The 14,255-nt window shown below is 68.6% G+C and carries 9 protein-coding genes and 1 pseudogene; 3 read left to right on the plus strand and 7 right to left on the minus strand.

Going from position 1 to position 14,255, the window contains the following annotated elements; translation table 11 throughout:
* Positions 1–32: 32 nt before the first annotated feature.
* The 4 genes and pseudogenes from plsB to O8I58_RS13420 form a co-directional block, all read right to left on the minus strand.
* Positions 33–2,718: pseudogene (plsB, locus tag O8I58_RS13405) on the minus strand (glycerol-3-phosphate 1-O-acyltransferase PlsB).
* On the minus strand, positions 2,718–3,689 hold the full coding sequence (locus O8I58_RS13410; protein ID WP_298316950.1) for a hypothetical protein: 972 nt from the start codon (positions 3,687–3,689) through the stop codon (positions 2,718–2,720). Before O8I58_RS13410 ends, plsB begins: the two are co-directional and overlap by 1 nt.
* 300 nt (positions 3,690–3,989) lie before the next feature.
* The gene (gene pyrF / locus O8I58_RS13415) at positions 3,990–4,712 is read right to left on the minus strand and encodes an orotidine-5'-phosphate decarboxylase (protein ID WP_298316952.1); all 723 of its coding nucleotides are present in this window, start codon (positions 4,710–4,712) and stop codon (positions 3,990–3,992) included.
* Positions 4,709–5,632 carry an HAD family acid phosphatase gene (locus O8I58_RS13420; RefSeq protein ID WP_298316954.1) on the minus strand — a complete coding sequence of 308 codons (924 nt, stop codon included), beginning with the start codon at positions 5,630–5,632 and terminating at the stop codon, positions 4,709–4,711. Before O8I58_RS13420 ends, pyrF begins: the two co-directional genes overlap by 4 nt.
* A gap of 131 nt (positions 5,633–5,763) precedes the next feature.
* On the opposite strand from O8I58_RS13420, the gene O8I58_RS13425 reads away from it, so the two are divergent.
* The gene (locus O8I58_RS13425; protein ID WP_298316956.1) at positions 5,764–6,432 is read left to right on the plus strand and encodes a YceH family protein; all 669 of its coding nucleotides are present in this window, start codon (positions 5,764–5,766) and stop codon (positions 6,430–6,432) included.
* Between the two features lie 60 nt (positions 6,433–6,492).
* On the plus strand, positions 6,493–7,833 hold the full coding sequence (locus tag O8I58_RS13430; protein WP_298316958.1) for a lysozyme inhibitor LprI family protein: 1,341 nt from the start codon (positions 6,493–6,495) through the stop codon (positions 7,831–7,833).
* Positions 7,834–7,927: 94 nt separating this feature from the next.
* Here O8I58_RS13430 and O8I58_RS13435 read toward each other — a convergent pair whose 3' ends face one another.
* Positions 7,928–9,907, minus strand: a complete 1,980-nt coding sequence (locus O8I58_RS13435) for a UvrD-helicase domain-containing protein (RefSeq protein WP_298316960.1) — start codon at positions 9,905–9,907, stop codon at positions 7,928–7,930.
* Positions 9,908–10,138: 231 nt separating this feature from the next.
* Between O8I58_RS13435 and O8I58_RS13440 the strand changes: the two genes are divergently transcribed.
* On the plus strand, positions 10,139–10,759 hold the full coding sequence (locus O8I58_RS13440) for a thymidine kinase (RefSeq protein WP_298316964.1): 621 nt from the start codon (positions 10,139–10,141) through the stop codon (positions 10,757–10,759).
* Here O8I58_RS13440 and O8I58_RS13445 read toward each other — a convergent pair.
* Both O8I58_RS13445 and O8I58_RS13450 read right to left on the minus strand, forming a co-directional pair.
* Positions 10,707–13,592, minus strand: coding sequence for a serine/threonine-protein kinase (locus tag O8I58_RS13445; protein ID WP_298316967.1), 2,886 nt, complete (start codon positions 13,590–13,592; stop codon positions 10,707–10,709). The two genes, O8I58_RS13440 and O8I58_RS13445, sit on opposite strands and share 53 nt — an antisense overlap.
* A 19-nt stretch (positions 13,593–13,611) precedes the next feature.
* Complete coding sequence (locus O8I58_RS13450) at positions 13,612–14,181, minus strand: ECF-type sigma factor (protein WP_298316970.1); 570 nt, start codon at positions 14,179–14,181, stop codon at positions 13,612–13,614.
* Between the last annotated feature and the right edge of the window lie 74 nt (positions 14,182–14,255).

A 14,255-nucleotide genomic window follows, 5' to 3' on the forward strand; every position in this document is an offset into this window, starting at 1 on the left:
GGAGACGAAAAAGGCGCCGTGCGGCGCCTTTTTCATGGAGTCACTCGGACGGGTCCCGGGACCGGTTCGGGGCGCGCGGCCTCGGGGCTGACCCGTTCGATGGTGTGGCGCAACTCGCGGCCCAGGATGACCTTGGCATCGCGGGCCCAGGCATCCAGGCGTGCGTCGAACCGCAGCTTGCTGTTCTCGTCGGGCCAGACCAGCTTGAGCTCGCGCAGCTTCTGGATGAAGCCACGGAACAGGGTCTTGTCGAAGAACTCCGGCGCGGCCGGCGCATACAGCAGGCTCAGGCGCTGGGCGGCCTGCTGGCACAGGCTTTCCAGTTCGGCGGTGCCGAGCACGCCCGGGCCGTTCTTCACCAGTACCGAGATGGCAATGTAATAGCGCTCGAAGGCCTGCTGCAGCGAGTGGCCGATCGCACGCAGGCGGAACACCTCGTCGGTCTGGCCGGCGTTGCGCTGCAGGATGCCGCCGTCGTCATCGCCTACCTGCTCGAGCAGGTGCGCCTCGACGAACACGTCGATGGTGCGCTCGATGCGCTCGGCAAACTGCTCGGAGGTCCACGGCAGGAACAGCTCGGCCTGCAGGAACGGATACAGCTGCACGCCCAGTCCGACCAGGCGCTGGCGCGACATGCGGCGGTTGTTCTGGAAGCAGCAGGCGATCCACGCCGCGGCGGTGAACAGGTGCAGCACGTTGTTGCGGTAGTAGCTCAGCAGCACCGCGGTGTCTTCGTCGACCACGTCCAGCACATCGCCCAGCGGGTGGGAGATCCGGCGCAGGACGTTGATCTCCAGGCCGTGGGCGATGATCCGCTCGGGGCTGTGCGGGGACACGGTGACCCGGTCCGAATACGGCAGTTCCGCCAGCAGGGTCTTGGACAGCTCGATCTGCGCGATCAGGTCGGCTTCGGCCATCGCGTGCTTGGGCGTGGACAGCAGTGCCAGCGCCAGCAGGTTGATCGGATTGACGTCGGCCGCGCCGTTGATGCGGGTGTGGATGTCGGTGGCCAGCGCATCGACCACCTCGCCCAGCCAGCTGGGTTTTTCGTCTTCCTTGAGCGGCTCGCCGCTCCAGTCGGGCGCGCGCTGCGCCAGGACCTGGCTCAGCGCGATGGGTTCGCCGAAGTTCACCACCACCTGGCCGTAATTGCGGCGCAGGATCTTGGGGATGTTCCACAGCAGGACCCAGATCGATTCCTTCTGCTTGGGACGGCCGGACAGTTCGTCCAGGTAGCTGTTGCCTTCGATCAGCTTCTCGTAGCCGATGTAGACCGGCTGGAACAGCACCGGCTTGCGTGGCTGGCGCAGGTAAGCGCGCACGGTCATGGAGATCATGCCGCCCTTGGGCGGGACCAGCCGGCCGGTGCGCGAGCGCCCGCCTTCGATGAAGTACTCCAGCGAGTAACCGCCCGAGACCAGCTGGGCCACGTACTCGGTGAACACCGCCGAATACAGCGGATTGCCGCGGAACGACCGGCGCATGAAGAACGCGCCGCCCTTGCGCAGCAGCGTGCCGATCACCGGCAGGTTGAGGTTGATGCCGGCGGCGATGTGCGGCGGCACGATGCCGCGTTCGTACAGCAGGTAGGACAGCAGCAGGTAGTCCATGTGGCTGCGGTGGCTGGGCACGTAGACCACTTCGTGCCCGGGCGCGGCTTCCTTGAGCTTGTCCAGGTGGTGGACCAGCACGCCGGCGTAGATGCGGTTCCAGACGTGGCTCAGCAGGAAGCTGGCCGAACGCACCACCGGGTTGGAATAGTCGGCGGCGATTTCCCAGGCCATGGCGTGGGCTTTCTTCCACGCGTCTTCCGGCTTGATGTTGTCGCGGCGGGCCTGGTCGGCGATGGCGTCCTTGACCGGATCGGCGGCCAGCACCTGGTCCACCAGCAGGCGGCGGGTGGACAGGTCAGGGCCGATCACCGATTCGCGGATGCGGTGGAAGTGGGTGCGCAGCACGCGCGAAAGCTTGCGCACGGTGCGTTCGGGCGGGAGCTGCTCTTCGATCGAATCGCGCACCGACACCGGCGGCGAGAACCGCACGATGGTGGTGCGGCCGTTGAGCAGGATCGCCAGCAGCCGGCGGAAGCGGCCTACCAGCGCCCAGTTTTCCGAGAACAGCACCGAGAACCAGCCGCTGGCCTTGTCCGGCGAGCGACCGACGAAAATCGAGACCGGCACCAGCTGCACGTCCAGGGCCAGGTTGTGGCGATGGGCCTGCAGCAGCCGCGCCAGTGAATCCGAGTGGGTCTTGGTGCTGCCGGCCTCGGGGATCAGGGTGCTGGCGTTGCGCCGCGACAGGGCCAGGTAGGCGCGCTTGCGGCGGATCGGGTCGCCCGGCATCGGCAGCAACGGCGAGGGCAGCCCGGCGGCCTGGCAGGCACGGTCCAGGATCAGGGCGTTGGACAGGCCGTAGTCTTCCAGTACGTAGCAGACCGGGCGGCTGTCGATCAGCGCGCTGGGTGCCTCGGGTTCGATGTCGATGTTGACCCAGGGATCGACCAGCTTGTGCATCAGGCGCGCCCACAGCGGCGTCTTGCCGGGCCGGCCGATCGGTTGCGGAGACCGGGATCGGCAGCTGCGGGGAAGCCGGTGTGGCGTCTTCAGGCGCGGGCGACGGAGCGGACGCGGCCTGGGTGTCGGCGACGGTCGGTCGCTGTTCTTCCGGGCCTTTGCCGTCCGGGAAGGGCAGGGGATTCTGTTCGGGCATCGGCATCATTATGCCCAATGGCCCCCGATCGCCGTCCGCACCGCTTGCGCGACCTTGCCGTCCGATGAGGGAGGCAAGGTCGCCGGCGGGGCCGGATCGGCCGGTGGTTCCGGGCTTTCCTGCAGGGTTTTGCGCAGCGCCGCGGCCTGGTCCATGTAGTCGGCCACGTACCAGTGCCCGGCCTGTCGGCGCAGGGTTACGGTCAGCTGGATGGGCTTGGTGGCCAGCGGATAGGTCACGGCGACCATGGCGACATCGTCCTTGGTCGTCACCGTGCCGGTCTGCAGCTGGGCCAGGCTGTCATCCAGCGGCAGGCCGTAATCGGACAGCACGCCCTTGAAGGCGGCCAGGAACGGGTCGAGCTGGGCGAGCGCGCGCTCCATGCCCGCTTCCTTCAGGTCGGCGTCGCTGTCGATGTGGGCATCGCGGGCGGCCGCGACCAGGCTGCGCAGGGCGGTGTGGGCGCGCGGCGCATCGGCCAGCGGTGCGCTCTGGGCCCAGGTGGACAGCACCGGGATGACCTGGCCGAAATGCGCACGCTGGCTGGGAGTGAAATCACCCTGGGTCTTCACGTATTGGCCGATGAACAGTCCCAGGGTCTGGGCCGCGTTGCGCAGGTCTGCACTCTGTCCGGCCAGCTGGCGGTCGTAATCCTGGCCGAGCTGGCGTTCGGCATCGTTGGCCGATAGGGCGGCCAGCATCGGCACGATCTTGTCCGGCAATGGCAGCTCGCTCAGCGGCCAGCGGCTCAGGTCGTGCTGCCAGGCGTCGGCGAAGGTGCGGTAGTCCTGGGGCGGCACGGCGCTCCTGGCAAATCCGGCCAGGTCGTTGTCCTGGAGCAGCTGGGCCAGGTGGCGCACGGTGGCAGCTGGTCCGTCGGGCGTATCGGCCACCTGCGGCGCGGTGGGCTGGGTGCAGGCGGCCAGTGCGCCCAGGGCGCAGGCGAGGACGGCGGCGGTGAGGCGCTGGGCCTGGGACATGGCATTACCCCCTGTGGAATGGTCATCTTGGCGGGTGTCCGCCGGCGACGGCAAGGCCGCCCATCACGCGCGCAGGAAATGGCCGGGAGAAATCGTCCGACCTCGCAATGCGATGGCCCCAAACGCGACAGGCCGCAAAAAAACAGGCCCGGTCGGTGACGACATCGGGCCTGGTAAATCCGGGTCGGACCCGGAAGACAACGGTTGTAGCAGCACGCCGGCGCAGGGCCGGACGCGCACAGCCTAACGTCTGAACAGATGCGAGGCAACACTTGAAGTATTGCGATACAAGTTATTGTTTTATTTGACGAGAGCTGCGATTTCTGACTGCATGGCTTCGGCGGCGACACGCGGATCGGCGGCCTGTCGGATCGGCCGGCCGACCACGATCGCGTTGGCGCCTGCCGCGAAGGCTTCGGCCACGCCCATCACCCGCTTCTGGTCGCCGATGGCGCTACCAGCCGGGCGGATGCCCGGGCAGACGATGTCGAACCCGGCGCCGGCCGCCGCGCGCACCAACGCAGCTTCCTGGCCCGAACAGATCACCCCGTCGATGCCGGCGGCCTGCGCGGCCAATGCACGCTGGACCACCACCTCGCGCGGATCGGCGTCGATGCCCATCGCACCCAGGTCGCCGCGGTCCATCGAGGTCAGCACGGTCACTGCCAGCAGGCGCAGCTCGCCGCTGCGGGCATTGGCAGCGGCTTCCAGCATCGGCGCGTGCCAGCCGTGGAGGGTGGCGAAGGTCACGGGCCAGCGCGACAGCCCGGCAATCACACCGGCCACCGTGGCCGGGATGTCGAAGAACTTCAGGTCCACGAAGATCTTCTTGTCGCGCTTGGCCAGCGCGTCCAGCACGGTGAAGTAATCGCCGGAAGCCAACAGCTCCATGCCGATCTTGTAGAAGCTCACCGCATCGCCCAGCCGGTCGACCCAGGCCAGCGCCTGCGCGCCGGTGGGTTCGTCCAGTGCCACGATCAGGCGATCACGCACGTCCAGCTGCAACGGTGCCCGCTGGCTCATCGGGCCAGCTCCAGCGCGGCGCGCTTGGCGGCGCGGCGGGCCTCGACCGGCTGGTCCCAGTCATTGTTGAACAGCGCCGGCTCCCACGACCCGTAGGTCGGGCCGGCCAGCATCCACCAGCGTTCACCGAACCAGTCGCCATACTGGTCCAGCAGCTGCTGGCGACCTTCCTCGGTGTTGGCCACGACCTGGACGAAATCGCCCAGCTGGTCGCCGAACTGCATCAGCACCCGGTACTTCTGCCCGGCCAGCTTGCGGCGGCAGTTCTTCTCGGTGCCGTTCTGCTCGCAACCCGGGACGTTGGTGCCCAGGCCCAGGAACACGCTGTCATCGGCTACCGGCAGGCCGGCGGCCTTGAGGTTGGCGATGGTGGCGTCTTTCAGGTGCACGGCGCGGTTGGAGATGTACAGCAGGGTCACGCCCTTGGCGTTGGCCGCCTTGGCGAACTCGACCACGCCCGGCACGGCCTTGGCCTTCTTCTCGGCGACCCACTGGTCCCAGGTGACTTCGTCGTACTGGGCGTGGTCGGCGATCAGGCGGGCCTGGTAGGGCGAGTTGTCCAGCACGGTCTCGTCCACGTCCAGGACCACGGCGGGCTTGAGGCCGGTGGCGGCGTTGCCGCGTTCGTCCGGCACCAGCGCGTCCCAGTTCTTCGCTTTCAGCGCGGCGTCCAGGTGGTCGGCCGCGGCGCGGTAGGTCTGGATCGCGTTGGCCTGGTATTCGGCCGAACGCTGCACCCACAGGACCGCGTTGAGATTGTCGTCGGCCGCGGCGGTGGGCGTTGCCGGGACCGGCTGGGTGGCCGGCTTGGACGTGGCGTCCGGCGTGGAAGCCGCCGGCGCGGCGGGTTCGGTGCCTTTGCAGGCAGACAGGGCCAGCAGGGTGCAGGCGCTCAAAAGCAACGGACGGAGTCGGGTCACGGAAGGCCAAGTCGACGCGAAAGGAAACGCCAGTTTACCGGCTGGGCGTGACCGCCGGACTTCAGTGCGACGCCGCGCCTGATGCGGGCGACGGCTATCCTTGCCGGCCCCGCCGTACCGGAGTGACCCGCATGAATGACGCCGCCGAGCTGCCCGTGCTCGATGCCGCCCAGGCCCGCCTGTTGGGTTGCCTGATCGAAAAGGAAGCCACTACCCCGGACGTCTACCCGCTGACGGTCAACGCCGCGGTCTCGGCCGCCAACCAGAAAACCGCGCGTGACCCGGTCATGAGCCTGCAGGCCGGCGCGGTCCAGCACGGCCTGCGCGCGCTGGAGTCGCTGGGCCTGGCCCGGCAGCAGTTTTCCTCGCGCGCCGACCGTTACGAGCACCTCACCGGCAAGCATTTCAGTCTGCCCAACCAGCAGGTGGCGCTGCTGGGGTTGCTGTTGTTGCGCGGTCCGCAGACGGTCAACGAACTGCTGACCCGCGCCGAGCGGCTGGTGAACTTCGCCGATGCTGAAGACGCGCGCCACCACCTGGAGCGCCTGGCCCAGCGCGAGCCTGCGCTGGTGGTGCAGATCCCGCGCGGTCCGGGCCAGCGCGAGGATCGCTGGATGCACCTGCTGTCCGGCCCGGTGGACGTGGACGCCATCAGTGCCCGCATGCCGGCGTCGTCATCGTCCGCCGGGAGCAGCGCGCTGGATCAGCGCGTGGCCGAGCTTGAAGCGCGCGTGGCCGACCTCGAAGCATGCCTGGCGCTGTTGCAGCCGGGCCAGGCCGCTCCCGGGCAGCTGTCCTGAGGCCGTCGCCTTCGGCGTGAGCGTTGTTGACGCGCGCAAGCGCCCACGCGGAACCAACCCATGCGGATGACCCTGCCGGCAGGCGTCCTGCTGTGTGTCGCGCTGGCCGGCTGCGACCGCCAGTCGTCGACGGCGCGCGCCGCACCGGTCGTTCCGTCGTCCCCGCTGGATGGCATTCCGGACGGGCCGGCGCCGCCGGTCACGATCAAGGCTTCATTCCAATGCCCCAAGCCGCCGGTCGAAGGCGAGCCGATCCTGCCACTGGACACGCCGCTGACCGAGCTGCAGCAACTGATCTGCGCCGAACCTGAGCTGGCCTTGCTCGACCGCCAGGTCCACGAGGCGTATCTGGCCGCGCGCCTGCGCCGAGGCGTTGATCGCGCGGGGTTGTCCAAGGCCGAGCAGCAGTGGAAGGCCGATCGCGACACCTGCCTCAAGGCGAGCGACCCGCGCGACTGCGTGTCCGAGGCCATCCGCACGCGCCTGGCCGAGCTGGTGCTGCAGGATCCCACGACCGTGGCGCGCACCCAGCTGGCGTTCGCCTGCAAGGGCACGGGCACGCCGCTCACCGCCGCGTTCTACAGCCGGCTGGACCCGGCGTTCGCGGTGCTGGGTTTCGGCCGCGAGCGGGCCATCGTCTTCGTTGAACCGAACAATGCCGGGCTCAAGTACGGGCGCACCGGCGTGGCCTTCTTCGTGCGGCAAGGACAGGTCAGCGCCGAGTTCTACGGTCGCACGCTGGCCTGCGTCTCGCCCTCGTGGCGCCCGTCGGTGATGCCGGCACCCGTGGTCGCGGCGCAGGCGACCGATGCGCTGGTCGAACAGGTGACACCGGCGGCGCCGACCGCGACGGTTGCGGGGGCGAGGGAGGAACCCATCGTGCCGCCCATGCCGACACGTTCGTCCGCTCCCGCAGTGCCGGTGACGGCCGATCAGCCGATGGTCGCGCAGGTCGTCACACCGGCCCCGAACTCGCCGGCACCGATGCGCTCCGCGAGCTCCACCCCGGCTGCGTCCACGGCGCCGGTCAACGTCGCCGCTGCCATGCAGGGGCCGGAGGCGCGGATCGAGCAGGCCACGCTGCCCGCCACGTCATCGGCGTCATCCGCCCATGCAAGGACGCCTGCGCGGTTGACGGCCGCGCTGGCGACCGATGCGCTGGTGCGGCAGGTCACGTCGTCGCATGCGCCTGCGTCGTCTCTAACCGCACCGATGCCATCTTCTTCACCGGCACGATCGCCCGTCGTCACAAGGTCGAACGCGAGCACGAAGGCTTCGCAGGCGACCGATGCGCTGGTCAGGCAGGTCGTGTTCCAGGCGCAGGCCGTCCCCGTTTTGGTGGACGCAGAAGGGCCGGCCGAAACGCCGGTTCCGCCAGCGGACGCCGGCGCGCAGCCCTAGGGAAGGCCTGGACGCCCCTGCTTCTGTTCGTCATGAGCAGCTCCAGGTTTTCCGTGCCTTCCCTTTCATTGCGCGAAAGGGAGAGGCAAGCCGGTCAGTCGTCGAACAGCGCCTGGATCGCGGCCAGTCCGGCCTTGGCGCGCTCGTGCTTGCTGGCCGCGTCCAGCACCGGGTCGGCGCCGTCGCGTTGCAGTTCGGCCTGCGGCAGCTCGTCGATGAAGCGGCTGGGCTTGAGCCGCATCAGTTCGCGGAACTTGCGCGTGGTGCGGCTGTGGCTCAGGTACAACCCTTCCTTGGCGCGGGTGATGCCCACGTACATCAGCCGGCGCTCTTCCTCCAGCGAGCCTTCTTCCATCGCCGCCTCGTGCGGCAGCACGCCGTCTTCGCAGCCGACGATGAACACGTAGCGAAACTCCAGGCCCTTGGCCGCGTGCAAGGTCATCATCCGCACCTGGTTGCCGCCATCGTCCTTGTCGTTGCGCGACAGCAGCGCCAGCTGCGCGGCCAGGTCACCGGCGGTCGCGCCGCGTGGGCCGCCGCTGAACCAGTCGGCGAGTTCTTCCAGGTTGGCCTTGCGGCGCTGGAACGAGGGCTCGTCCTTGGACTGCACGCGCAGGTCGGCCAGCAGGCCGGAGCGCTCGGCCAGCAGGCGCACCAAGTCGGCGGCCGGCAGCTTGGGCGCCTGCGCGCGCAGTTCCTGCAGGGCATCGTTGAAGGCGACCAGGCCATTGGCCGCGCGCGGCGGCAGCGCCTGCAGCGCGCCGGTGATCTCGGCGGTGCGCGCCATCGGCAGGTGCCGCAGCTGGGCCATCTCGGCCAGCTTGGCCAGCGAGGTCGCACCGACTTCGCGCTTGGGTGACTGGACTGCGCGCAGGAACGCCGCGTCGTCGTCCGGATTGGCCACCAGCCGCAGCCAGCTCAGCGAATCCTTCACTTCCTGGCGCTCAAGGAACGCCGTGCCGCCGGTCAGGTGATACGGGATGCGCAGCAGCTGCAGCGCTTTTTCGATCACGCGCGACTGGAAGTTGCCGCGGAACAGGATGCAGAACTCGTTCCACGGCACCTGCTTGGCGGTCTGCAGGTAGGCGATTTCCGCAGCGACCTTTTCGGCTTCGTGGTCGTTGTCGCGGCATTCCCAGACGCGGATGCGCTCGCCATCGGCCTGGTCGGACCACAGCTGCTTGAGATGCTCGTGCGGGTTGTTGGCGATCAACGCGTTGGCCGCGCGCAGCACGCGATTGGAGCAGCGGTAGTTCTGCTCCAGCTTGATCACTTCCAGCTGTGGATACTCCTGCGCCATCTGGGTCAGGTTCTCCGGGTTGGCGCCGCGCCAGGAATAGATCGACTGGTCGTCGTCGCCCACGCAGGTGAAGTCGCCGCGCGGGCCGGCGATGGCCTTGAGCAGGCGGTACTGGGCGTCGTTGGTGTCCTGCGATTCGTCCACCAGCAGGTAGCCGATGCGTTCGCGCCAGCCGGCGGTGATCTCCGGGTTGTTCTCCAGGATCTGCACCGGCAGCCGGATCAGGTCGTCGAAATCCACCGCATTGAAGCTGGCCAGGCGCGCCTGGTAGCGCGCGTACAGCGCGGCGGCCTGCACCTCGCGCGGGCTGCGTGCCAGTTCCGCGGTCTGCTCCGGCGACAGGCCGCCGTTCTTGGCACGCGAGACCAGGTTCTTCATCAGTTCGACCGCGTCGGGCTTGGCGCCCGGCATCAGGTCCTTGAACTGCGCGTTGGCATCGTCGGCATCGAAGATGGAGAAGTTGCGTTTCAGCCCGGCCGCGGCGTGTTCGATCTGCAGGAACTTCAGCCCCAGCGCGTGGAACGTGCAGATGGTCAGCCCTTCGGCCGCCTCGCCCTTGATCCGCTTGGCCAGGCGCTCGCGCATTTCCTTGGCCGACTTGTTGGTGAAGGTGATCGCCGCGATGCGCTTGGCCGGCATCCGCTTGGACGCGATCAGGTGTGCGATCTTCTCGATGATCACGCGCGTCTTGCCACTGCCGGCACCGGCCAGTACCAGCAGAGGGCCGTGGGTGTGCAGGACCGCTGCGCGTTGTGGAGGATTGAGGCCGTGCATGGGCCGCGCATTGTACCGGTGCGCGCTGACGCCGTTGTACGGCCGCAGCCTGCTCGACCGGGGCTTTCCTGTGACCTGACCGTAAAGCGCAGTGTGTAGCCCGGGTAAACGCAGCGCACCCGGGCGAGGCGTTCCCGCGAAAGCCCCTGGGTGCGGCAGGTGGTCTTACCCGGGCCAAGCCTGCTGCCGAGCAGGCTTGGCCCCATCGGCCAGCCGCTTAGAATTGCAGCCATGGCCAAGCTCTATTTCTATTATTCGGCGATGAACGCCGGCAAGACCACCACGTTGCTGCAGTCGGCGCACAACTACCGCGAGCGCGGCATGCGGGTGTTGATCCTGACCCCGCGCCTGGACCACCGCGCGGGCACGGGCGTGGTGGCCTCGCGGATCGGGCTGCGGGCCGAGGGCACCGCGTTCACCGCTGGCGACGACCTGTTGCGCGTCGTCGATGCCGACATCGCCGCGCAGGGACCACTGCATTGCGTGTTGGTGGACGAGGCGCAGTTCCTGGCTCGCGCGCAGGTCTGGCAGTTGAGCGAGGTGGTGGACCAGCGCCGGATTCCGGTGCTGTGCTACGGCCTGCGCACGGATTTCCGTGGGGAGTTGTTCGAAGGCAGCCAGGCGCTGCTGGCCTGGGCTGACGAACTGACCGAAATCAAGACCATCTGCCATACCGGCGCCAAGGCGACGATGACCGTGCGCGTGGATGCCAATGGGCGGGTGCTGCAGGACGGGCCGCAGGTGGAGATCGGTGGCAACGAATCCTATGTTTCGGTCAGTCGCGCCGAGTACAAGAAGATCACCCGTGGCGAGTCGGCGATGGTGCCGGTGCAGGCACCGCTGCCGCTCTGACCTGGCGTCGCCGCGCTGACGACCGCATGGCCAGCAGGCGCTGGGCGCAGCGGTCGCGGATGGCGAGCACATCACGCGTGATCACGCCGCCGTCGGGTTGTTCGGTCTTCAGCTGTTCCAGCAGGGCATCCAGCGGCCGCAGCGCGGTTTGCGAGGGCGTTGCCTGGCAGCGCGCTTCGGCGGCGAAGGCGGTCGCGCTCCAGCGCAGCCTGGGGATTTCGCTGCCGTGGCCAACCTGGTGGGACAGGCTGTCCAGCGTGCCCAGGGCGGCATCCAGGTTGCCCAGGCGTGCCTGGTTGCGTGCCAGCCAGAGTTCGGCGAACAGGCGGCGTGGATGGTCGGCCGGATAACCGCGCCGGGTGAGGTTGACGGCGTTTTCGAACCACGGCTGCGCTGCCGCTGCGTCGCCCCGGTCGGCCATCACCTCGCCGATCATGCGGTCGGTGTCGCCGACCAGCGGATGTGACTGGCCAAAGCTGGCGACGCGCAGGGCGCGCGCCTCGCGCAGGGCGGCCAGAGCCTGGTCATCGCGGCCGTCGGCGTGCAGGACCATGCCGTAGTTGAACAGGCCGCCAGCCAGCTGGGTCCTGCCGTCCGGCGTGCGCCAGGTGGCGACGGCCTTGCCGATGTCATACCGCGCTGCGGCCAGGTCGCCGCGCTCCCAGGCGATGATGCCGGCGGTATTCCACGCCAGCCCGGTCTCGCGGTGTTGCGGACCCATCGTCTGCACGGTCTGCGCCAGCAGGGGCGGCATCTGGGTCGAAGCCAGCTTGTAGTGCCCCAGGTCCACCTGCAGCGCCACCAGCTGACGCTGCAGCCCCAGCGTGATCGGATGCCCGGGGCCGTTGATTTTTTCGGAAATCTGCAGCGCCCGCCGATAGCTGGCCTGGGCGTTGGCGGCGTCGCCGCGCACGCGCCAGGCGGCACCGAGCGCGCGCAGGATTTCCACCGCCAGCGGGTGTTCGCGGCCGACATGGCGATCGAGGTGATCCAATGCGGCGCGGAAACCATCCAGGGCGTCCTGCTCGCGCGCCATGTCGGTATCCAGCAACGCCAGGTCCAGCATGTTCTCGGCCACGCCGGCTTCGTCGTGCAGTGCCTGTCGACGTGCCAGCGAGCGGTTGAACAGGTCGCGCGCCTGGGTGAGGTCGCCATGCAGGCGCAGGCAACGCCCGTACTGGGACAGGAATTCGGAAACCTCGGCATCGCTGCCCTGCAGGGTGCGGGCCAGCGGCAGAAGGGGGGCCAGTTGGCTGGTGCAGGTGTCGCCGCGGCCAAGCAGGCGCAGCGCGCGGCCATGCTGGGCGGCGATCTGCAGGCGCAGTTGCGGCGAGGCATCGCGCTGGCCCACCAGCAGCGACCGGGCCTGGTCCAGCAGCACCAGCGCTTGCCCGTAGTCGCCACGCCCGATCCGCAGCCGCGCGACCACGCTCAGCAGTTCGGCATGGGCCAGCGGTTGGTCGGCCAGCTCCTGCGCACCCCGGGCGACGCCGGCATCGAGCAGTGTCCCGGTGTTGAAGCCGTCCCCGCGCGCGGTCGCGCCGCTGTTGTCGAACAATCCGATCACGAAATCCTGCATGGCCTGCGCGCGCTGCGCTTCGCGCACGGCCTCGCGCGCCTGGCGCAGGCTGATGCCGGCCGCACCCAGCAGCACCAGCCCGGCCATGCCGCCGGCCAGCAGCCACCAGCGCTGGCGCAGCACGTACTTGCCCAGCCGATAGCCGATGCTTTGTCGCTGCGCCTGCACCGGCATGCCTTCCAGGTGGCGACGCAGGTCGGCCGACAGGGCCTCGGTCGAGGGATAGCGCTGCTCGGGCTTCTTGGCCAGCGCCTTCAGCACGATACGGTCCAGGTCGCCGCGCAGGCGCCGGGCCTGGCGGCGATAGTCGAGCTGCAGCGTGTTCTCCTGCACGGCGGCCAGCAGCGCCTGCGAGGGACGCATCGGCTCGACCGCGATGATGGCTTGTTCCCAGGCCAGCGGATTGTCGCCGTGCAGGCGGTAAGGCTTGGCGCCGGCCAGCAGTTCGCACAGCACCACGCCCAGCGCGTACACGTCGGTCCGCGTGGTCACCGGCTCGCCACGCACCTGTTCGGGCGCGGCGTAGTGCAGGGTGAAGGCGCGCACCTCGGTGCGGGCACTGCTGCCATCGGGCGAATCGAGCAGCTTGGCGATGCCGAAATCCAGCAGCCGCGTATCGCCGTTGGCGGTGACCAGGATGTTGGAGGGCTTGAGGTCGCGGTGCACGATCAGGTTGGCGTGTGCGTGGCTGACCGCCAGGCAGACCTGGCGGAATAGTGTCAGCCGGGCTTCCACGCCCAGGGCGTGCTGCTGGCAGTAGTCGGTGATCGACACGCCTTCGACATATTCCAGCGCCAGGTAGGGCTGGCCCTGTTCGCCCACGCCGGCATCGAGCAGGCGCGCGATGTTGGGATGTTCCAGCCGCCCCAGGATGTCGCGTTCGCGTGCGAAGCGCTGGCGGAGCCGATGATCGGCAACCCCGGGATGCAACAGCTTCAGCGCGACGCGGCGTTGATAGCTGCCGTCGGCCCGCCTGGCGGCCCAGACCATGCCCATGCCGCCTTCGCCCAGCAACTGCTCCAGCCGATAGGGCCCTACGCATGCGCCCTGGTGCAGGTGTGGTTGGGCCTCGTGCAGGGGCGGCGGCCATTGCCCGTCGCTGTCGCCTTCCAGGGCCAGCAGCGTGCTGATTTCATCGGCCAGGGACGGGTCTTCCCGGCGGATCAGGTCCAGCTGGTGGGCGCGCTGCTGCGCATTCATGTCCAGCAGCAGGTCCAGCATCGGCGACAGGCGTTGCCATTGGGCGGCGTCCATCGTCTCTGCGCCCCCCGGACTACTCGTCCTGCATGGCCGCCAGCAGGAACAGGCGCGCCTTCTGCCAGTCGCGTCGCACGCTGCGTTCCGAGCGCTGCATCAAGTCGGCGATTTCCAGCTCGGACAGGCCGGCGAAGTAGCGCATCTCCACCACCTTGGCCAGCCGGGGATCGGCGTCGGACAACTTGTCCAGCGCGGTGTTGAGCGCCAGCGTGGTTTCGTCCAGGCGCAGCAGATTGCTTTCCACGTCTTCAGGGATTTCGGCCACGCGCTTGAGGTCGCCGCCGCGCTTGCGCGCCAGCCGGCTGCGTGCGTAATCGACGACCACTGAACGCATCGACGATGCCGCATAGGCGAAGAAGTGCGCGCGGTCGTCGAACTTGGCGCCGCCCCGGGCGCCAAGTAGTTTCAGATAGGACTCGTGGACCAGTGAGGTCGCGTCCAGCGTGTGGCCTTGGTGTCCGGCCAGCTGCCGGCGCGCCATGGAATGCAGCTCCTGGTAGAGCGTGGACAGCACGCGGTCCAATGACGCGCGGTCACCCGAACGCGCGGATTCCAACCACACAGTGATATCGGCGCCGCCTTCCATGATTCCGCTCCGTGCATGGCTGCAGCGCAGACTATAGCCGCATGAAACGTGACGCGTGTATCAATACGCGACTG

It is taken from the genome of Pseudoxanthomonas sp., assembly GCF_027498035.1.
In the GTDB taxonomy this organism is placed as follows: domain Bacteria; phylum Pseudomonadota; class Gammaproteobacteria; order Xanthomonadales; family Xanthomonadaceae; genus Pseudoxanthomonas_A.